The 19441-nt window shown below is 72.8% G+C and carries 17 protein-coding genes and 1 riboswitch; of the genes, 7 read left to right on the plus strand and 10 right to left on the minus strand.

All coding sequences use genetic code 11. The annotated features are described in order from the left end of the window. The 6 genes from A6R01_RS13415 to A6R01_RS13440 form a co-directional block, all read right to left on the minus strand. Positions 1 to 483, minus strand: a 483-nt coding sequence (locus tag A6R01_RS13415) for a methyltransferase domain-containing protein (protein WP_292606691.1), incomplete at its 3' end; no start/stop codon positions are given. 18 nt (positions 484 to 501) lie between these two features. Continuing rightward, the gene (locus tag A6R01_RS13420; RefSeq protein WP_366925110.1) at positions 502 to 2526 is read right to left on the minus strand and encodes an acyl-CoA dehydrogenase; all 2025 of its coding nucleotides are present in this window, start codon (positions 2524 to 2526) and stop codon (positions 502 to 504) included. A 51-nt stretch (positions 2527 to 2577) separates the two neighbouring features. Continuing rightward, positions 2578 to 3618 (minus strand): phosphatase PAP2 family protein, encoded by a 1041-nt coding sequence (locus A6R01_RS13425; RefSeq protein ID WP_292606693.1) that lies wholly within the window; start codon positions 3616 to 3618, stop codon positions 2578 to 2580. A 44-nt stretch (positions 3619 to 3662) separates the two neighbouring features. Next, positions 3663 to 4712: an ABC transporter ATP-binding protein gene (locus tag A6R01_RS13430; protein ID WP_292606695.1), complete on the minus strand. Its 1050-nt coding sequence runs from the start codon at positions 4710 to 4712 to the stop codon at positions 3663 to 3665. A 163-nt stretch (positions 4713 to 4875) separates the two neighbouring features. Further along, positions 4876 to 6333 carry an iron ABC transporter permease gene (locus tag A6R01_RS13435; protein ID WP_292606697.1) on the minus strand — a complete coding sequence of 486 codons (1458 nt, stop codon included), beginning with the start codon at positions 6331 to 6333 and terminating at the stop codon, positions 4876 to 4878. 31 nt (positions 6334 to 6364) lie between these two features. Beyond that, positions 6365 to 7435 (minus strand): thiamine ABC transporter substrate-binding protein, encoded by a 1071-nt coding sequence (locus A6R01_RS13440; RefSeq protein ID WP_292606699.1) that lies wholly within the window; start codon positions 7433 to 7435, stop codon positions 6365 to 6367. Positions 7436 to 7444: 9 nt separating this feature from the next. Beyond that, a riboswitch (TPP riboswitch) is annotated at positions 7445 to 7579 on the minus strand. Between the two features lie 79 nt (positions 7580 to 7658). On the opposite strand from A6R01_RS13440, the gene A6R01_RS13445 reads away from it, so the two are divergent. Genes A6R01_RS13445 through A6R01_RS13455 form a run of 3 tightly spaced genes read left to right on the plus strand, consistent with a single transcriptional unit; the run spans position 7659 to position 9716 of the window. Further along, entirely contained in the window at positions 7659 to 8579 is a 921-nt protein-coding gene (locus tag A6R01_RS13445; RefSeq protein WP_292606701.1) for an alpha/beta hydrolase, read from the plus strand. Then, the gene (locus A6R01_RS13450) at positions 8579 to 9028 is read left to right on the plus strand and encodes a GNAT family N-acetyltransferase (RefSeq protein ID WP_292606703.1); all 450 of its coding nucleotides are present in this window, start codon (positions 8579 to 8581) and stop codon (positions 9026 to 9028) included. Before A6R01_RS13445 ends, A6R01_RS13450 begins: the two co-directional genes overlap by 1 nt. Next, entirely contained in the window at positions 9015 to 9716 is a 702-nt protein-coding gene (locus A6R01_RS13455; RefSeq protein ID WP_292606705.1) for a lysoplasmalogenase, read from the plus strand. Before A6R01_RS13450 ends, A6R01_RS13455 begins: the two co-directional genes overlap by 14 nt. Here A6R01_RS13455 and A6R01_RS13460 read toward each other — a convergent pair. Genes A6R01_RS13460 through A6R01_RS13475 form a run of 4 tightly spaced genes read right to left on the minus strand, consistent with a single transcriptional unit; the run spans position 9695 to position 14014 of the window. Then, positions 9695 to 10765: an MBL fold metallo-hydrolase gene (locus tag A6R01_RS13460; RefSeq protein WP_292606707.1), complete on the minus strand. Its 1071-nt coding sequence runs from the start codon at positions 10763 to 10765 to the stop codon at positions 9695 to 9697. The genes A6R01_RS13455 and A6R01_RS13460 overlap by 22 nt on opposite strands. Positions 10766 to 10806: 41 nt before the next feature. Beyond that, positions 10807 to 11631, minus strand: a complete 825-nt coding sequence (locus A6R01_RS13465; protein ID WP_292606709.1) for an SDR family oxidoreductase — start codon at positions 11629 to 11631, stop codon at positions 10807 to 10809. Further along, the gene (locus A6R01_RS13470) at positions 11628 to 12782 is read right to left on the minus strand and encodes a diacylglycerol kinase (RefSeq protein ID WP_292606712.1); all 1155 of its coding nucleotides are present in this window, start codon (positions 12780 to 12782) and stop codon (positions 11628 to 11630) included. The genes A6R01_RS13465 and A6R01_RS13470 overlap by 4 nt, the downstream gene beginning before the upstream one ends. A 41-nt stretch (positions 12783 to 12823) precedes the next feature. After that, positions 12824 to 14014, minus strand: a complete 1191-nt coding sequence (locus A6R01_RS13475) for an NADH:flavin oxidoreductase (RefSeq protein ID WP_292606714.1) — start codon at positions 14012 to 14014, stop codon at positions 12824 to 12826. Positions 14015 to 14156: 142 nt separating this feature from the next. Between A6R01_RS13475 and A6R01_RS13480 the strand changes: the two genes are divergently transcribed. The 4 genes from A6R01_RS13480 to A6R01_RS13495 all read left to right on the plus strand — a co-directional run bounded on the left by A6R01_RS13480 (position 14157) and on the right by A6R01_RS13495 (position 19407). Next, complete coding sequence (locus tag A6R01_RS13480) at positions 14157 to 14990, plus strand: putative protein N(5)-glutamine methyltransferase (protein ID WP_292606716.1); 834 nt, start codon at positions 14157 to 14159, stop codon at positions 14988 to 14990. 5 nt (positions 14991 to 14995) lie between these two features. After that, on the plus strand, positions 14996 to 15508 hold the full coding sequence (locus A6R01_RS13485) for a MarR family transcriptional regulator (RefSeq protein ID WP_292606718.1): 513 nt from the start codon (positions 14996 to 14998) through the stop codon (positions 15506 to 15508). Between the two features lie 97 nt (positions 15509 to 15605). Further along, positions 15606 to 18770 (plus strand): fused isobutyryl-CoA mutase/GTPase IcmF, encoded by a 3165-nt coding sequence (gene icmF, locus A6R01_RS13490; RefSeq protein ID WP_292606720.1) that lies wholly within the window; start codon positions 15606 to 15608, stop codon positions 18768 to 18770. 130 nt (positions 18771 to 18900) lie between these two features. Beyond that, positions 18901 to 19407 (plus strand): thioesterase family protein, encoded by a 507-nt coding sequence (locus A6R01_RS13495; protein WP_292606722.1) that lies wholly within the window; start codon positions 18901 to 18903, stop codon positions 19405 to 19407. The last annotated feature ends 34 nt before the right edge of the window (positions 19408 to 19441 follow it).

A 19441-nucleotide genomic window follows, 5' to 3' on the forward strand; every position in this document is an offset into this window, starting at 1 on the left:
GCCCACGACCACGCCGCCGGGCCGCAGCACCCGCCCCATCTCGGCCACCGCGGCCTCAGGGTCGGGGAAGCAGTGCAGCCCGGTCAGGCTCACCACCAGGTCGTACGACGCATCGTCGAAGCCCAGGGCCCCCGCATCGGCCCGCGTGAGGCTGACGAGGTGGTCGACGCCGCGGGCACGTGCGGCGTCCATGGTCCGCGCGAGCATCTCCGGTGCGATGTCGGCGGCCACGTAGGTGACCTGCTGCCCCGACCGCAGGCCCCGCAGCGCGACCCCGCCGCCGCAGGGCAGGTCGAGCACCCGCGAACCGGCCGGCAGCTCGCTGATCTCGTCGCAGACGGCGTACAGCCTGCGCAGGTCGCTCTGCAGGCCCAGCGCCCACGCGGGCCGCCCCACCACGGGGTGCTCGACCATGAAGTCGTAGACCACGCCCCACAGGGGGTCGGCACCCCAGCCACCGGACACCCGCGCGAGCATACCCATGGTGGAGTGATACCAGGCTCAGCCCCTCATGGGAACGAGGTCGCCGATCAGCTCGGGCGAGCGCAGCATCTCCTCGGGCACCCCGAACGCGTCGACGAGGTCGCCGGCCAGCGGGCGCACCTTGCGGCACAGCGAGGACACCTCGCGGCGGATCGCCTTGGACCGCTGGACCGAGAGCCGTCCGTGCTCCATGAACCAGGCACTGTCGGCCTCGATGCCCGAGAGCGCGTGCAGGTCGCACAGCAGGTTGAGTGCCACCTTGAGGTCGCCGTCGGGCAGCGCCCGGGTCCTCTCGACGAACGCCTCGAGCACCAGCCGCTCCATGTGCGCACGGGCCGCACCGATCACGTGGTCCTGCACCCGGGAGAAGACCTCGCCGGGGTCCATGTCGTTGTCGATGCCTCGCTTGAGGCGCCGGGCGGCACCGCTGATCATGTGCTCCTCGCGGAAGCGGTACATCGCCAGCTGGTACTCCGGGTCGAGCAGGCCGGCCTCCTGGTCCCACTCGTCGCCGCCGGGCAGCAGGTCGCGCACCCGCTCCAGCAGGCCGTGGACGCGGGTCTTCTCCACCACGGTGTCGACGGCCAGGCCGGCCACGAAGCGGACCAGCCCGAACTGGTCCATGTCCTCGAAGTCGCTGGCGTAGTCGGTGAGCAGGCCCTTGGCGACCAGCTGCAGCAGGACGTGGTTGTCGCCCTCGAAGGTGGTGAAGACGTCGGTGTCGGCCTTGAGCGCGGCGAAGCGGTTCTCGGCGAGGTAGCCCGCACCGCCGCAGGCCTCACGGCACTCCTGGATGGTGCGAGTGGCGTGCCAGGTGCCTAGCGCCTTGGTGCCCGCCGCGCGCGACTCGAGCTCGCGCTGGGTCTGCTCGTCCTCGCGGACGCCAGTCAGGACGTCATGCAGGTTGGCGGACAGCACGTCCTGGGCGAAGTGCAGGGCGTAGGTGCGCGCGAGCAGCGGCAGCAGCCGCCGCTGGTGCATGCCGTAGTCGAGGAGCAGCTCCTCCTGCTCGCCGCTGGCCTCGAACTGACGCCGCCGCAGGGCGTACTTCACCGCGATCGTCAGCGCGACCTTGGCGGCGTTGATGCCCGCACCACCCACGCAGACCCGGCCCTGGATCAGGGTGCCGAGCATCGTGAAGAAGCGCCGGTTGGGGTTGTCGATGGGGGACTCGTAGACCCCGGCCGGGGTGACGTCGGCGAACCGGTTGAGCAGGTTGTCCCGCGGCACGCGCACCTCGTCGAACCACAGCCGCCCGTTGTCGACGCCGTTGAGGCCCATCTTCAGCCCGTCGTCGGCGATCGTGACGCCGGGCGCGGGCACCAGCTCGCCGGAGTCGTCGCGCACCCGGATCGGCACGACGAACGCGTGCACGCCGCGCCCCTCGCCACCGACCTCGAGCTGCGCGAAGACCACGGCCAGCTCGCCGTGCTCCGCGGCGTTGCCGATGTAGTCCTTGCGGGCGTCCTCGCGGGTCGTGGTGATCACGAACTCCTGGGTCGCCACGTCGTACGTCGCGACGGTCCCGAGCGCCTGCACGTTGGACCCGTGACCGGTCTCGGTCATCGCGAAGCAGCCCATCAGCTCGCCGGTGACGATCCGACGGAGGTACGCCTCGTGGTGCCGCTCGGTGCCGAGCTGCAGGATCGCGCCCCCGAACAGGCCGAACTGCACACCGACCTTGACCAGCACCGACAGGTCGCCGAAGGACAACGTCTCGAAGGCCGCGATGGAGGCGCCGATGTCCCCGCCGCCGCCGTACTCCTCGGGGAAGCCCATCCCGGTCTGCCCGGTCGAGGCCATCTCTACCACCAGCTCCTTGACCCGCTCGCGGTAGTCCGCGCGCGAGAGCGTCTCGGCGTCGGTGAGGATGGAGGAGTACGCCGACAGGTTGCTGCGCACGAGGTTGCGCACCTCGGCGTAGCGACCGTCGAGCAGCCGGGTCAGCGCGGGCACGTCCACCTCCGGCTGCACGTAGCCGCTCGCGGAGGAGGTCGAGGCGCCGGTCGGTCCGTCGGTGGGGGTCACGGTGTCGGTAGCCACGACCTCGAACCTAGTCCCCCCGAGCCGGTGGTTCACCCCCCTCGCGGGCGGTCAGTCCCGGGAGACCGGCACCTTCGAGGTGGTGGTGGTCGGGTGCGACGCGAGCCCGCCGTGGTCGAACTTCTGGCCCGTCGCCAGCCCGGCGGCGTAGAAGGAGACGAAGGCGATGGTGATGCCGGCGATGTCGTCGGCGATGTAGTGCCAGCCGAAGTAGAGCGTCGCCACGACGGTCAGCCCGAAGTTGACCCAGAACAGGACCCTGAGCAGCCGGTTCTGCACGGTGAACTGCACCATCAGCGCCCACAGCAGCGAGATACCGGTGTGCAGGCTGGCGAACCCGGCGACCGTCTGGGCCTGACCGTCGCCGAAGCGGAAGTTCTGCCGGGCGTTGACCAGCGCGTTCATCAGGTCGGTGGTGCCGGTGTGCGCCAGCTCGTCGTAGAGCCAGTAGTACTCCAGGCCCGGCCCGAGCGTCGGCAGCGCGTAGTAGGACAGCGTGCCGAGGGTCCACGCGAAGCCCTGCGCGGTGACGAACCACCAGCCGTGGGAGATGTTGCGCGCCCACACCAGCCAGACGGTCACCAGGATCGCGACCATCGGGATGAACAGCAGGTAGAACGCCGAGAGGAAGTGCGCCACGACGGTCGTGCCGAGCAGGTCGTGCAGCACCGGGCCGGGCTCGTTGCCGAAGAACAGCGCCCGGTCCAGCAGGTGCAGCTCGCGGTCGTACATCCGGTCGCTGACCAGCGGCAGGAACGACTTGAGGTTCCGGTAGCAGACGTAGATCACGTAGAAGCCGACGATGCCCAGCATCACCAGCAGGACCCGCTCGCGCGTCCAGTGGCTGCGCAGCCGCTCGCGCGCGATCTCGATCGCCTGGCGCGGCCGGCCGCCGGAGCCCCACAGCGCACGGGGCACCAGGTCGAGGGCGAGCGCGCCGAGGCAGAGGATGGGCAGGCGCAGCCACGACGGCCCGAGGAAGCTGCCCTCGGGGTCGATCAGCCGCTTGTCGAGGACCTGCGCGGTGATGATCGCCCACAGGCCGATCGCCAGCGAGGTCGCGACGAGGGCGGAGTAGGCACGGCGGTACACGCCGGTCAGTCTAGGGGTGCGTCCTCACCTCGCTCGGCGAGCGCTCATCGCTCGCGCAGCACTGCGAGCCGGGTCACGTCGACGGCCAGGGCGACGTCCTCCCCCGGCGCGGTACGCCGGTCCAGCGACGCCACGGCGTCGACCACGCCCACGCCGGCCACCTCGACCTCGAGGCGCTGCTGCTCCGGCGTCGAGCGGAGCGACCGCACCCGCCCCGTCAGGGCGCCGGTGTCCTCCACGCGCAGCGCCGAGCGTCGTACGGCGACGGCGGCCGTGCCGTCCGCTGCCCGATCGGTCGCCGGGTCGGTCGCCCGGTCGGTCGCCTCGGCAGCCTCCAGCACGGCCGTGGCCGCCGATCCGCGCAGGACCCGGGCGTAGCCGAGGAACAGTGCGGTCTCCGCGTCGACCGGGGCCCGCCAGACCTCGTCGATGGGCCCCTCCTGCACCAGCAGCCCGTCGCGCATCACCGCGAGCCGGTCCGCCACGGTGAAGGCCTCCTCGTGGTCGTGGGTGACCATCACCGCGGTGCTGCCGGAGTCGGCCAGGATCTGGCGCAGCTCGAGCGCGAGCCGGCGCCGCAGCCCGGCGTCGAGCGCCGAGAGCGGCTCGTCGAGCAGCAGCAGCCGCGGCTCGTGGGCCAGGCTGCGGGCCAGGGCCACCCGCTGCCGCTCGCCGCCGGACAGGGTGCGGGGCAGCCGGTCGGCGTACCCCTCGAGACCCACCAGCGCGAGCAGCTCCTCGACCCGGCGGCGCTCGTCCGCACGACCGCCACGACCGGCGCCGCCCCGGCGCCGCAGCCGGAGGGCGTAGCCGACGTTGCGGGCGACGGTGAGGTGGTCGAAGAGCTGGCCGTCCTGGAACATCAGCGCGAAGCCGCGGCGGTGCGTGGGGAGCCGGGACACGTCCTCCCCGTCCCACGCGACCTCGCCGCTGGCCTGCTCGAGGCCGGCGACGCCGCGCAGCAGCGTGGACTTGCCGCAGCCCGAGGGGCCGAGCACCGCGAGCACCTGGCCGTCGGGGACGGTCAGCGAGACCCCCCGCACCGCGGGGACGTCGTCGTAGGCGACCTGCAGGTCGCGGATCGTCAGCGTCATCGGCTCCTCCTGGGTCGAGGGGTCTCGAGGCTGGGCGTCGGGGCGCCTGGCACCTCGACCAGCGACCCTCTCGGCGCTGCCCCCGGTGGTCGAGGTGCGAGGCGAGCGACCCCCGGTGGTCGAGGTGCGAGCGGAGCGAGCCTCGAGACCCCGCCGCGGCCACTCACAGCGCCCCCACCGAGGGGACCCGCAGCCGCTCGACGAGCAGCATCACCAGCGCGGTGGTGCCGGCCAGCACCACCGAGGCGGCCATCGCCATCTCGTCGTTGAGCGGGCCGGGGCGCCCGATCAGCCGGAAGATCACGACCGGCAGCGTGGGGTCGTCGGGGCGTGCGAGGAACGAGGTCGCGCCGAACTCCCCCAGCGACACTGCGAAGGCGAAGCCGCCGGCGGCGAGCAGCGGCTTCCAGACGACCGGCAGGTCCACGGTGACCAGCGCGCGCACCGGGCCGGCGCCGAGCGAGGCCGCGGCCTGGCGTAGCCGGTCGTCCACCCCGGACAGCACCGGCACCAGCGTCCGGACCACCAGCGGCAGCGCCACCAGCGCCTGCGCCAGCGGGATGAGCAGCGGGGAGTCCCGCAGGTCCAGCGGAGGCTCGTCGAGCGTGATGAGGAACCCGAAGCCGAGCGTCACCGCGGAGACCCCCAGCGGGAGCATGAACAGCCCGTCGAGCACCGACCGCACGCGCCGCTCGGTACGCGAGCGGGAGCGCCGGGTCAGCAGCAGCGCGAGCAGCCCGCCGAGCAGCAGCGCCATCCAGGTGGCGTCGACGGCCGTGCGCAGCGAGGTCACCAGTGCCTCGGTGACGGGCACCAGCAGCGCCGTGCCCCCCTGACCGGGCGCCGAGCCGCGGCCCGAGAGCGCACGGTAGGCCTCCAGCGACCAGGAGTCGTCGGGGCGCAGCGACCCGGTCACCAGGGCCAGCACCGGCAGCGCGACGAACGCCAGCACGAGCACGGTCAGCACCAGCGGCACCGTGTCCGCCCGGCGCGGACGACGTGGCGTGGGCGCGCGCCGAGTGACCGTCGCGTCCGGGACCGCGCGCAGCGGCCAGGTGACGGTGCGGAAGACCTGGGCCGGGGACGCACCCAGCGCCGCGGCCGCCTCGCCGGGCCGCGCGTCGAGGGACTCCCAGGCGGCGCCGACCCCGCGGACGACCACCGCCACGTTGAAGAAGACCAGCCCGGCGATGATCGCCCGCGCGGTGCCGTCCAGCCCCAGGAAACCCAGCGGACCGGCCTCCCCCAGCAGCTGGCGGAAGGCGACGCCCACGACCACCGTGGGCAGCACGAACGGCACCAGCAGGCACGCCCGCACCACCCGGCGGCCCGGCCAGCGCAGCCGGTGCGTGGCGTACGCCGCCGGCAGCCCGAGCAGCACCGCGATCGTCGTCGCGACCGCCGAGGACCACACCGTGAACCAGAGCACCCGCCGCGTGCGCGGCCGGCCCAGGACCTCGAGCACGCCGCCGAGGTCCAGCGCGCCGTCGGTGACGAAGCCGCGCGAGACCATCCCGGTGACCGGCAGGACGAAGAAGACCCCGAGGACCGCCGTCGGCACGACGGCCAGCGCCGCCAGCCCCGCGAGCCGGCGGGCGCCCGAGCCGCCGTACGACGTCATGCCGGAGCCGATGCGGTCACCGGTGCCGCGCTCAGCGCGAGACCAGGTCCTGCCACTCGGTCAGCCAGGCGTCGCGGTTCTCGTCGATCTCCGCGGCGTCGACCGCGAGCGGCTCCTCGGGCCGCGGAGCGAACTCCGCCCACGCCTCGGGCAGCTCCACGCCGTCGACCACCGGGAAGACGTACATCGAGTCCGGGAGCGCCGCCTGCACCTCGGGGGTCAGCATCCAGTCCACGACCGCCTGCGCGCCGGCCGGGTTCTCCGCGCCGGCCAGCACACCGACGTACTCCACCTGCTCGAAGCAGGTCTCCAGGAGCGCCGCCGTCGTGGTCTCCGAGCCGTCGTCGGTGGTGGTGAAGGCCGGCGAGGAGTCGTAGGACAGCACGATCGGGCGAGCACCCCCGCCGCCGGCGGTGAAGTCGACGAAATAGGCGTCCTCCCAGCCGGGGACGACCTTCGCGCCGTTGTCGAGCAGGTCCTCCCAGTAGGTCGGCCAGTCCTCGCCGTACGCCGCGATCGTGGCCAGCAGGAACGCGAAGCCCGGCGAGCTGGTCGTCGCACCCGAGGTGACGAAGAGGTCCTCGTAGGCGGGGTCGGTGAGGTCCTCGAGGGTCTGCGGCGGCTCGAGGCCCTCCGCGTCGAACCACGCCGTGTCGACGTTGACGCACACGTCGCCGTTGTCGACCGGGGTCAGCACGCCCTCATCGTCGCCGGGCAGCGCGAAGTCCTCGACACCGGCGGGCCACTCGCCGCGGTACGGCGCGAAGACGCCCGCCTCCAGCGCACGGCCGGCGAAGGTGTTGTCGACGCCGAAGGCCACGTCGCCCAGCGGGTTGTCGACGTTGAGGACCAGCTGGCTGGTCATGCTGCCGGCGTCGCCGTTGGAGCGCAGCTCGAGCTCGTAGCCGGTGTCGGCCTCGAACTGCTTGATCAGCTTCTTGGGGAGGCTGAAGCTGTCGTGGGTCACCAGCACGACCGGGCCGCCGGCCTCGGCGCCCCCGCTGGTGCCGGTCGACGGGTCGGCGGCGCTGTCGTCGTCACCGGTGCCGATGAGCGAGCACGAGGTGAGCAGCAGAGCGCCGAGCACGCCGGAGACGGTCATGGATGCAGTACGTCGCACGGGACGACTCCCTTCGCCGGTGCTAACCGGAGCAGGTTCGTGAGGGTCTGCGGCTCTCGTCCATCGCTGGACCCGCACTCTCAGCCCGCCCGGCCATCGGCCGCCCGTGCTCCCCTGTCTTGTCGGGGCCCACGCTACCGCCCGCGGTGCGGCGACCTGCCGAGACCCACCCCGCGGGTGCCCACGGCAGTGGTGGGATGGGGTCGTGGCCAGCCTGAGACACGACCTGATCGCCGTCGGCATCCCGAAGATGCGCGGCTCGCTCGAGATCGACTCCGAGGAGAAGGAGCGGGCGCGCATCGAGCGGTGGCACCGCTCCCTGGACCGGGCACTGCCGACGAACGCGGTCGTCCGGTTCGACAAGCGCTTCGCGGTCGAGACCCGGACCATCGGCGAGGACACGGCCGGCGGCACCGGGTTCCCCGTGCACACGATCACGAGGCGGGGCAGCACCCCTCGGCGTACGGTCCTCTACCTGCACGGCGGCGGCTACACCGCGCCCCTGGACCCCTTCCACGTGCGGTACGCCGCCAGGCTGGCCGACCAGCTGCAGGCCCGGGTCCTGCTGCCGGACTACCCCCTCGCCCCCGAGCACACGTGGGCCGACTCCCACGACGCGCTGGTCGACCTGGCGGCGGCGCTGACGTCGCAGGGCCCGACCGTGGTGGCGGGAGACTCCGCCGGCGGCGGGCTGGCGCTCGCGGTGGCGCAGTCGCTGCGCGACCGCAGAGGTGCGCAGCCGACCCACCTGCTGCTGCACTCGCCGTGGGTGGACCTCACGACCTCGACGCCGGCGACCGCGTGGTTCGCCCGGCGCGACCCGTGGCTGCGGATCACCAAGCTGCACGCCTACGCGACCTGGTGGGCGGGGTCGGCCGAGGACCTCGGGCGTCCTGAGGTCTCGCCGGGCCTCGCCGACCTGTCGGGGCTGCCGCAGGCGCTGATGTTCTGCGGGACCCGCGACCTGCTCGTGCCCGGGTGCCGGCTCCTCGCGCGGCGTGCCGAGGAGGCCGGGTGGGACCTCAGCTACGTCGAGGAGCCGGACCTCATCCACGTCTACCCGCTGGTCTCGTTCATCCCCGAGGCGCGGCGCGCCTGGCGGGCGACGCGGGAGTTCCTGGGCTGATGCACTGCTCCACCCACGTCCACCGCTGGGCGGAGATGGACGCGACCACGGCCCACGACGTCTTCCGGCTGCGCCAGCAGGTCTTCGTGGTCGAGCAGGGCGACCCCTACGACGACCTCGACGGCCGCGACACCGAGCCGGGCACCGTGCACGTCGTGGTCCGTGACGACGCCGACGAGGTCGTCGGTGTCGCCCGGGTGCTCGACGACGGCGAGGAGTGGCGCATCGGCCGCGTCGCGCTCGCGCCGCGTGCGCGGGGCCGTGGCCTGTCCGGACCACTGATGACGGCGTGCCTGGAGGTCTGCGAGGGTCGTCCGGTGGTCCTCGCCGCGCAGACCCCCCTCACCGACTGGTACGCCACGTTCGGCTTCGAGGTCTGCGGACCGGAGTTCCTCGACGGGTCGATCCCGCACCTGCCCATGATCAGGCCGGTCGGTGCGCAGCCCTAGGGCCCTGCTGGGGGGCTACGCGGTCCTGGCGGTGGCCGACGCCTGGCTCGCCGGGCGGCAGCCGACACCACGCGTGCGTCTGGCGCGCGCGGTCACGAAGACGGCGCTGATGCCGGTGCTGGCCGCCGCCGTGCCGCCCCGCTCGCCCGCGGTCGCGGTCGGGCTGGCCGGGTCGTGGGCCGGTGACGTCGCGCTGATGGTCGACGGGCCGCGCGCCTTCCGGGCCGGCGTGGCCTCCTTCGCCGTCGCCCACGGCGGGTACGTCGCCGCGCTGGCCCCGCACGTGTCCCGCGACCGGCTCCGCGCCAGCCGGCGGGTGCGGCTGATGGCCGGATCCACCCTCGCCTCCGCTCCGCTCATGGGGCTCGCCGCGCACCGGGTCGACCCGCGACTGGGCGTGCCGGTGACGGCGTACACGCTGACGGTGGCGTCGATGGCCGCCGTGACCCAGGCCGTCGACGCGGACCCCACGACCCGGCGGCTGCTCGCGGCCGGAGGGGCGGTCTTCCTGGCCTCCGACACCGTGCTCGGCACCCGTGACCTCGTGCTGGCGGGGCGTCCCGACGCGAGCACCCGGTGGATGGAGCGGGTCGTGATGGCGACGTACACGCTGGCGCAGGTGCTGCTGGGGCTCGGCTTCCGGCGGCTGGAAGGTCCGCCGCAGGCTCAGGCCCCGACCGCGCGGTAGCGCACCCCGTCCTGGGCGGGGGCGGCGGTGGCCTGACCCCGGGCGACGAGCAGGTCGAGGTGCGCCTTGGTCTCCATCGCGGCCATGCCGCGGCTGAAGACGTCGAGGGTCTCGTAGGCGTGCTCGTGGCGGGTCCAGCCGAGCGTGCCGGCGACGTCGTGGGCGGTGACCGGGCCGCCGGAGAGCGCGGCGAGGCTCTGGGCGAGACGCTTCTCGTGGTGGGCGGTCAGCTCGTCCACGCGGTCGTGGGTCGAGGGCGCGACCGGGCCGTGGGCGGGCAGGATGCGCAGGTCGGGCAGCGAGCGCACCCGGGCCAGCGAGGAGAGGAAGTCGCCGAGCGGCTGGTCGGTCGGTGGCACGGTGAAACCGATCGACGGCGTGATCGTCGGCAGCACGTGGTCGCCGGCGAAGAGCACGCCCTCGGCGCGGTCGGCGAAGACGAAGTGACCCGGGGTGTGGCCGGGCGTGTGCACGGCCTCGATCGAGCGGTGACCGACGGTGATGGTGTGGTCGCCGTCCATCCAGCGGGTGGGGTACTGCCAGTCCTCCTTGGGCGGCACCTCGTCGTCACCGTGACCCGCCGCCCACTCCTCCGCGACGTCCAGCGCCCCCGAGGAGCGCAGCACCGCCAAGAACGGGCTCTCGGTGATCTGCTCGACGTTGTTGAGCAGGTCGAGCGCCGGCTCCTCCCCGCGGCCCAGCGCCACCTCGGCGCCGACCTCGTGGCCGAGCACCGTGGCCATCGTGTAGTGGTCGCGGTGCACGTGGGTGACCAGGAACCGGCGGATGTCGGCGAAGCCCGCACCGATCTGGCCGAGGCACTTCTCGAGCAGCTCGCGCGCCACCGGGATCGCCCAGCCACCGTCCACCAGGGTCAGCCCCGCGTCTGTCTCCAGGACGTAGACGTTGACCGCCTTGAGCCCGTCCATCGGCAGCGGCAGCGGGATGCGCCACAGCCCCGGCGCCACCGGCCACGCACCCTCCGCGGTCCAGTGCTCCCCGGAGTCCGGCGAGACGGCGTGGGCGGTGGGGGTGTTGGACAGGCTCACCCGGCGACCCTAGGACACCTGTTCATCACGGCGGCGACCGGTCACGCGGAGACGTCGGGGAAGCCGAGGTCGAGGGTCGGCTGCTGGATGCCGCCGTCGATCTCGAGCAGCTTGCCGGTGAGGTACTGCCCGGCCTGCGAGGACAGGTAGAGCACACCGGCCGCGATGTCGGCCGGCTCGCCGACGCGCCCCAGGGGCGTCTTGCCCTCGAGCTGGCCCATCAGGTTCGGGTCGCCCGCGACCATCTCCAGCGCGCTGGTCATGATCGAGCCGACGTAGATCCCGTTGACCCGGATGCGCGGCGAGAGGTCCTGGGCGGCCATCCTCGTCCAGTGCGCGAGCGCGGCCTTGGCGGTGCCGTAGGCGACGAAGCCGCGGTCGGCGCTGCGGCCCATCGTGGAGCTCACGGTCACGACCGACTTCTGCGCGGCGCTCGCCTCGTCCTCGCCGTCCAGGGTCTTCAGCAGCAGCGGCACGGCCGCCTTCGTGAGCACGTGCGCGGTGCTGACGTTGAAGGAGAACGCCCGCTCGAGGTAGCCCGGGCTGGTGTCGAGGAAGCCGCGGGGGCCGGTGCCGCCGACGTTGTTGACGACGATGTCGAGACGCCCGAACGCGTCGTACGCCGCCTGCGCGAGGCCGGCGACCGCGTCGAGGTCGCTGAGGTCGGCCGCGACGACCTCGCAGCGGCGCCCGGTGGCCCGGACCTGCGCGGCGACCTCGTCGAGCTGGGCCTCCGTGCGCGCCGAGATCAGCACGTCCGATCCGGCCTCGGCCAGGGCCACCGCGGTGGCGGCGCCGAGGCCGCGGCCGGCCCCGGTGACGATCGCAGCGGTGCCCGGCACGCCGAAGCGGTCGAGGATGCTCATCCCTCCTCCCCGGTGGTCGAGCCCGTCGAGACCGTCGTACCGGTGTGGCCCGAGCCGGCGACCAGGCCGCGGCCGGTGACCAGCGGCAGGTCGAGCGCGGTGACCAGTCCGGGGGCGGCGGCGACGACCGCGGGCAGCGCGTTCACGAGCCGTTGGGCGGTCGTGATCATGCCGCTGACGTTGTGGTCCCCGTGCTCGCCGTGGTGGACGAAGTCGACGTGCATCATCGGCTCGCCGGTGATCTTCACGCGGTAGCAGCCGTCGGTGCCCGGGGGCGGGGTGTCCCAGTCGGGGTCGGACTCGGCGTCGGTGCGGGTGATGTGCTCCAGCACGACGCGGGGCACGCCGTCGACCTTGCCGACCACCGCGAAGCGGACCGAGCCCATGGTCCCCTCGACGACGTCGCCGGACACACTGGCGGTGTCACGGGCGGCCGGGCGGCGGTCGACCTCCTCGGTGAGCGGCTCGTCGAGGGTGACCCCGAGGCCGGCGGCGATCTGCTTGACCACCGAGCCCCAGGCCATGGTGAGCACCCCGGGGTGCCACAGGAAGCCGAGCTCGTCCATCGGCCTGCCGAAGCCGAACAGGTCACCCATGACCACCGGCTGGTAGTAGGTGGAGTAGTCGCAGATCTCCATGACCCGCACCTCGTCGATGCGCTGGGAGAGGCTGGTCATGACCAGCGGCAGCACGTCGTTGGCGAAGCCGGGGTCGATGCCGTTGACGTGCAGCGAGGCGCTGCCGGCCCGACCGGCCTCCTCGATCCGCGCGAGGATCTCGTCGGGCAGGATTCCGTGCGGCCACTGCAGCAGCACCGGGCCGGAGGAGACCACGTTCACGCCCTTGCCGAGCATCCAGATGAGGTCCTCGATCGACTCGAAGACCCGGTCGTCGGTCATCGCGGTGTGCACCACGGCGTCCGGAGCGAGCGCCATCAGCTCGTCGCGGTCGGTGGTGGCGGGGACCCCCAGCTCGCGGCCGAGCTCGGCCAGCACCCCGGCGTCCTTGCCGTGCTTGTCGGGGTTGGAGACCCAGACGCCGACCAGCTCGAGGTCGGGGTGGGCGTCGACGCCGGCGATCGCGTGCCGGCCGATGGTGCCCGTCGACCAGACGACGACGCGCAACGGCTTCTGGGGGATGACCTGTGACATGCGTCGCAGACTAGAACAGGTTCTACTCCTAGGGAAGGGTCCTAGCACTCGACGACCGGGTGCGGGTCGCGGACCGGGCAGCGAGTGCCGGAGTAGATGGTGGGCACGCACCGGTTGCAGTGGATGCAGACCCCGGAGGCGGTCTGCCCCGCGGCGAGCCGGGCGACCAGGTCCGGCTCGCGCAGCACCGCCCGACCCATGGCCACGAAGTCGAACCCGTCGGCCATCGCCTGCTGCATCGTCTCGAGCCGGTTGATGCCGCCGAGCAGCATCAACGGCAGCGACACCGCCTCGCGGACCTCCAGCGCCTTGGGACGGAAGTAGCCCTCCTCGAAGGCGTACTCCTTGAGGAACGAGCGACCCACCGGCGTACGCATGCCCCAGCGCACGGGCAGCGGCATCGAGGCCGCGAACTCCTCGGCGGGGACGTCGCCGCGGAAGAGGTACATCGGGTTCATCAGCGACGAGCCGCCGGAGAGCTGCACCGCGTCCAGCGTGCCGTCGGCCTCGAGCAGCTGCAGGAGCTCGATCGACTCGCGCAGGGACACGCCGCCCTTGAAGCCGTCGGACAGCGAGACCTTGGCGGTGACGGCGACCGCGTCGCCGACCTCCTCGCGGACCGCGCGGGCGACCTGGCGTGCCAGGCGGGCGCGACCCTCCAGCGCCCCGCCCCAGCGATCACGTCGACGGTTGAGCGCCGGCGCGAGGAAGGAGCTGATGAGGTAGGAGTGCGCCATGTGCAGTTCGAGCACGTCGAACCCGGCGCGCACGAGGGTGCGCGCGGTGGCGACATAGGCGCCGGTGACGCGGGTGAGGTCGGCCTCGGTCGCGCTGCGCACCATCTGCATCGACAGCGGGCTCGGCATCCGGCTCGCGGCGATCGCATGCACGCCGTTGGAGCGACCATTCGCCACCGGGCCGGCATGACCGACCTGGCCGGCGATCGCGGCCCCGGTCGCCTTGACCGCCTCGGCCATCCGCGCGAGTCCGCCCTCGGTGTCGGGCCCCACCACGACCTGCTCGCGGTGCGTGCGCCCCTCGGGGGCGACGGCGAGGTAGGCGACGGTCGTCAGGCCGATCCCGCCCTCGGCGACGGCGAGGTGGTAGTCGATCAGCTCCTGCGTGACCTGCCCGTGGGGCGTGCGCCCCTCGAACGTCGCGGCCTTGACGGTGCGGTTGCGCAGCGGCACCGGCCCCAGCGAGGCGGGCGCGAGGACGTCGGGAGTGGTCACCCGCCGATGGTAGCGCTGACCTAGAACGTGTTCTCGTTTCGATGGGTCGCGTGGGATACGACGCATTCGATTTCCTGCTTACTGCGCAGTAAGGGTGAGATGTCCTGCGGAGTATCCCGATCCGGCCGCCATCATCGACCCCGTGGACGACGCCCCGGACGCCCCCGCACCGGACCCGCTGGCCGCACGGCTGCGCGCGGCCGGGTGCGTGTACGCCGAGGAGGAGTCCGCCCTGCTGCGCGACGCGGCCACGGGGTCGGACCTGGAGCACCTGGTGGCGCGTCGGGTCGCGGGCGAGCCGCTCGAGGTGCTGCTCGGGTGGGCCGAGGTCGAGGGGGTCCGGGTCCGCACCGCACCCGGGGTGTTCGTGCCGCGCGCCCGCAGCGGACTGCTCGCCCGGCTCGCCCTCGAGGCGCTCGCGCACCTGGCCGACCCAGCGCCGACCCGGCCGGTCGTCGTCGACCTCGGCTGCGGGACCGGGGCGCTCGGCGCGGTCGTGGCCCACCATCGTCCCGACGCCGCCGTGCACGCAGCCGACCTCGACCCGGCCGCCGTCGCCTGCGCGCGCCGCAACCTGCCGCCTGACCGCGTGCACGAGGGCGACCTCTACGACGCCCTCCCCCCGACACTCCTCGGCCGCGTCGACGCCCTGCTCGTCAACGCGCCCTACGTCCCGACCGCACACGTCAGGCTCATGCCGCCCGAGGCCCGGCTGCACGAGCCGCTGGTCGCCCTCGACGGCGGCCACGACGGACTGGCCGTCCAGCGCCGGGTCGCGGCCGGCGCGTCGCGGTGGCTCGCGCCCACCGGCGTACTCCTGCTGGAGACGGGGCGCACCCAGGCCCCCCACACCCTGGCCCTCCTGCGCGACGCGGGGCTGGACGCCTCGCTGCACACCGACGACGACCTCGAGGCCACCGTGGCCGTCGGCCGGCTCGCCACCTCGGGCCCGGCCGGGGGCAGCACGGGATACTGACCCCGATGGACGACCGACCGACCCGCGACCCGATCCGCGAGGCCCACCGGCAGTGGGTCGCGCACGGGTGGGCCGACGCCGCCGACGCGATGGCCCTGGTGACCTCGGTGACGCGCGCGCAGCAGCTGCTCGCCGAGCGCGTCGAGCGCGCCCTGAAGCCGCACGGTCTGACCTTCGCCCGCTTCGAGGTGCTGCGCCTGCTCTCCTTCACCCGCGACCGCGCGCTGCCGATGACGCGCCTGGGGTCCCTGTTGCAGGTCCACCCCGCCTCGGTCACCAGCGCCGTCGACCGGCTCGAGACCCAGGGCTTCGTACGCCGCCAGCGACGCAGCGAGGACCGCCGGGTGGTCCACGCGGAGCTCACCGAGGCCGGCGCCGCCACCGTCGACGCGGCGACCGACGACCTCAACGCGGTGTTCACCGACCTCGGCTCGGACCTCGGCGACGACACGGTCCGCGACCTGACCCGCCTCCTCGGCACGCTCCGCGCCGGCGCCGGCGACCGCGTCGACCCCTGACACGCCCCCCCCCGGCCCGCCCTCGACGACCGGTGGTGACCGGGCTTACACTCGACCCAGATACTTGGACATCCAAACATCTGTCGATGGAGCGCCCGTGAGCACCCTGCACGTCCCCACCCACCCGGTCCGCCTGGTCACCGCGAGCAGCCTGTTCGACGGCCACGACGCCTCGATCAACATCATGCGGCGGATCTTCCAGAGCCAGGGCTGCGAGGTGATCCACCTCGGGCACAACCGCTCGGTCCAGGAGGTCGTGGACGCTGCGCTGGAGGAGGACGTCCAGGGCGTGGCGGTCTCGTCCTACCAGGGCGGGCACGTGGAGTACTTCGAGTACCTCGTGGAGCTGCTGCGCGCCGCGGGCGCCGGTCACGTGCGGGTCGTCGGGGGCGGTGGCGGCGTGATCGTCCACGACGAGATCACCCGGCTGCGGGAGTCCGGCGTCACCATCTTCTCCCCCGAGGACGGCCAGCGCCTGGGACTGCCCGGCATGGTCAACACCGTCGTGGCCGACTGCGACACCGACCTGTGGGACCTGCACCCGGTCTCCGTCGACCAGGTGCTGGCCGGCGAGCGCTCCGCCGTCGCCCGTGCCATCACCGGGGCCGAGCTCGGCCGCCTCGACGACGACATGCGCGCCCAGCTGCGCGCGGCCGCCGAGCGCAGCCACGCCCCCGTCCTCGGCCTCACCGGCACCGGCGGCTCGGGCAAGTCCAGCCTCACCGACGAGATCCTGCGCCGCTTCCGCACCGACCAGCAGGACAAGCTGCGCGTCGCGGTCGTCGCAGTCGACCCGACCCGACGCAAGGGCGGCGGCGCGCTGCTCGGCGACCGCATCCGGATGAACTCCCTCGACCTGCCCGGCCACGACCGCGACCGGGTCTACTTCCGTAGCCTCGCCACGCGCGGCGCCCACGAGATCCCCGACCACCTCGAGGACGTCATCACCGTCCTCAAGGCCGCCGGCTTCGACCTCGTGGTCGTCGAGACCCCCGGCATCGGCCAGGGCGACGCGGCGATCGTGCCGTTCGTCGACACCTCGATGTACGTCATGACGCCGGAGTTCGGCGCCGCCTCGCAGCTGGAGAAGATCGACATGCTCGACTTCGCCGACGTCGTGGCGATCAACAAGTTCGAGCGCCGCGGCGCCGCCGACGCGCTGCGCGACGTGGGTCGCCAGCTGGTCCGCAACCGCGAGGCCTTCGGCAAGCAGCCGTCCGACATGCCGGTCTTCGGCACCTCCGCGGCCACCTTCAACGACGACGGCGTCACCGCGCTCTACCAGCACCTGCGCGGGCTGCTCGCCGAGCAGGGCCTGCCGGTCGCCGAGGGCGCGCTCGCCCCGGTCGACGTCAAGCACTCCAGCGGCATCCGCGCGGTCGTCCCCCAGGAGCGGGTGCGCTACCTCGCCGAGGTCGTCGAGACCGTCCGCGGCTACCACGCGCGCACCCAGGAGCTCGTCGAGCAGGCCCGCCGCGCGCAGCGGCTGAGCGACGTCGCGGCAGAGCTGGAGTCCGCGGGCGCGGACGCCGGCGACGTACCCGCCCTGCTCGAGGACGCCCGCCGCACCCTCGACCCCGAGGTCGGCACCCAGCTCGAGCAGTGGCCGTCGGTCGTCGAGGAGTACGCCGCCGTCCCCGGCCGCGAGTCCCTCTCGGGCAACCGCGTCCCCAAGGTCTCCCTCCCGCGGTACGCCGACCACGGCGAGCTCGTGCGCTTCTGGCGCAACGACAACCTCCCCGGCCGGTTCCCCTTCACCGCCGGCGTCTTCCCGTTCAAGCGGGAGGGCGAGGACCCGGCGCGGATGTTCGCCGGCGAGGGCGACCCGGCCCGCACCAACCGCCGCTTCAAGCTGCTCAGCGAGGGCAACGAGGCGACCCGCCTCTCGACCGCCTTCGACTCGGTCACGCTCTACGGCCGCGACCCCGACGAGCGACCCGACATCTACGGCAAGGTCGGCACCTCGGGCGTCAGCGTCGCGACGCTGGAGGACATGAAGCAGCTCTACGACGGCTTCGACCTGCTCGCCCCCACCACCAGCGTGTCCATGACGATCAACGGCCCCGCGCCCACGGTGCTGGCCTTCTTCCTCAACACCGTCATGGACCAGGCCCGCGAGCGCGGCATCGACCCGCTGAAGGCGCTGCAGACGGTGCGCGGGACGGTTCAGGCCGACATCCTCAAGGAGGACCAGGGGCAGAACACCTGCCTGTTCTCCACGGAGTTCTCCCTGCGGATGATGGCCGACATCCAGGAGTGGTTCATCCAGCACGGCGTGCGCAACTTCTACTCCGTCTCGATCTCCGGCTACCACATCGCCGAGGCCGGGGCGAACCCCATCAGCCAGCTCGCCTTCACCCTCGCCAACGGCTTCACCTACGTCGAGGCCTACCTCGCGCGCGGCATGGACATCGACGACTTCGCGCCCAACCTGTCGTTCTTCTTCTCCAACGGCATGGACCCGGAGTACTCCGTCATCGGCCGCGTCGCCCGCCGCATCTGGGCAGTCGCGATGAAGGAGAAGTACGGCGCCGGCGAGCGCTCCCAGAAGCTGAAGTACCACGTGCAGACCTCCGGTCGGTCCCTGCACGCGCAGGAGATGGACTTCAACGACATCCGCACCACGCTCCAGGCGCTCATCGCGATCTACGACAACGCCAACTCCCTGCACACCAACGCCTACGACGAGGCCGTCACCACGCCCTCGGCGGAGTCGGTGCGCCGGGCGCTGGCGATCCAGCTGATCATCAACCGGGAGTGGGGACTGGCGATGAACGAGAACCCGCTCCAGGGCTCGTTCATCATCGACGAGCTCACCGACCTCGTGGAGGAGGCGGTGCTGCGGGAGTTCGAGGCGATCAACGAGCGCGGCGGCGTGCTGGGCGCCATGGAGACCGGCTACCAGCGCGGCCGCATCCAGGACGAGTCGATGCTCTACGAGCACTGCAAGCACGACGGGTCGCTGCCGATCATCGGCGTCAACACCTTCCTCAAGCCCGGCGGCGACGACGCCACCCCCGAGCACGTCGAGCTGGCCCGCGCCACCGAGGCCGAGAAGGAGTCCCAGCTGCGCCGGGTCCGCGACTTCACCCGCGACCACGAGCAGGAGGCCACCGAGGCGCTGGCCCGGCTCAAGGAGGCGGCCGCCTCGCCGGACGAGAACGTCTTCGCCGTCCTCGTGGACGCGGCGAGGGTCTGCTCGCTGGGCCAGGTCACCGAGGCGTTCTTCGAGGTCGGCGGCCAGTACCGCCGCAACGTCTGAGGTGCTCCCGGGCGGAGCCCGGGAGCAACCCGAAGAGATCGAGCGAGCCCCGCGACCGAGGAACGAGGTCGCGACGGGCGGGTCGAGATCTGGCGCTGTACCCACCACCGACGTCCGATAGGTTCACCCCGTGACCAGCACCGCGAAGCACCCCAGCTACGACCAGCTCAAGGACCTCCCGGCGTACGCCGAGCAGCCGGTCCCGATCGCCTTCGAGGACAACAACGGCCACCTCAACGTGCGCCACTACCTCGGCATCGGCAGCGAGGGCCTCGACGAGTCGCTGGTCGACCTGGGCATCCCGGTGGACTGGCCGATCAAGGCCGGCCACGCCTGCTTCGCCGCCGAGCACCACGTGACCTACCTGCGCGAGCTGCGCACCGGTGACCGGATGTCGGTGCGGGTGCGGCTGCTGGGCCGCTCCGAGCGGGCCGCCCACGCGCTGGTCTACATCCTCGACGACACCCACCAGCAGCTGAGCGCGGTGTTCGAGGAGATCTTCCTCCACATCGACCTCTCCGACCGGCGTACCGCTCCCTGGCCGGCCGACGTCGCCGCCGCCATCGACGCCCGCGTCGCCGATCACGAGGGGCTGCCGTTCGAGGCGGTCACCTCCGGCTCGATGGCCCTGCGCTGACCCTCCTGCGCTGATCACTCCCCCGCCGAGACGT

The organism is Nocardioides sp. REDSEA-S30_B4, from assembly GCF_001627265.1.
Taxonomy (GTDB): domain Bacteria; phylum Actinomycetota; class Actinomycetes; order Propionibacteriales; family Nocardioidaceae; genus Nocardioides.

Bases quoted from the DNA above. Each gene is read 5' to 3' on its own strand.
- A6R01_RS13465 (WP_292606709.1), bottom strand. From the start codon at position 11,631: ATGAGCATCCTCGACCGCTTCGGCGTGCCGGGCACCGCTGCGATCGTC.
- A6R01_RS13450 (WP_292606703.1), top strand. From the start codon at position 8,579: ATGCACTGCTCCACCCACGTCCACCGCTGGGCGGAGATGGACGCGACC.
- A6R01_RS13440 (WP_292606699.1), bottom strand. From the start codon at position 7,435: ATGACCGTCTCCGGCGTGCTCGGCGCTCTGCTGCTCACCTCGTGCTCG.
- A6R01_RS13430 (WP_292606695.1), bottom strand. From the start codon at position 4,712: ATGACGCTGACGATCCGCGACCTGCAGGTCGCCTACGACGACGTCCCC.
- A6R01_RS13470 (WP_292606712.1), bottom strand. From the start codon at position 12,782: ATGTCACAGGTCATCCCCCAGAAGCCGTTGCGCGTCGTCGTCTGGTCG.
- A6R01_RS13485 (WP_292606718.1), top strand. From the start codon at position 14,996: ATGGACGACCGACCGACCCGCGACCCGATCCGCGAGGCCCACCGGCAG.
- A6R01_RS13435 (WP_292606697.1), bottom strand. From the start codon at position 6,333: ATGACGTCGTACGGCGGCTCGGGCGCCCGCCGGCTCGCGGGGCTGGCG.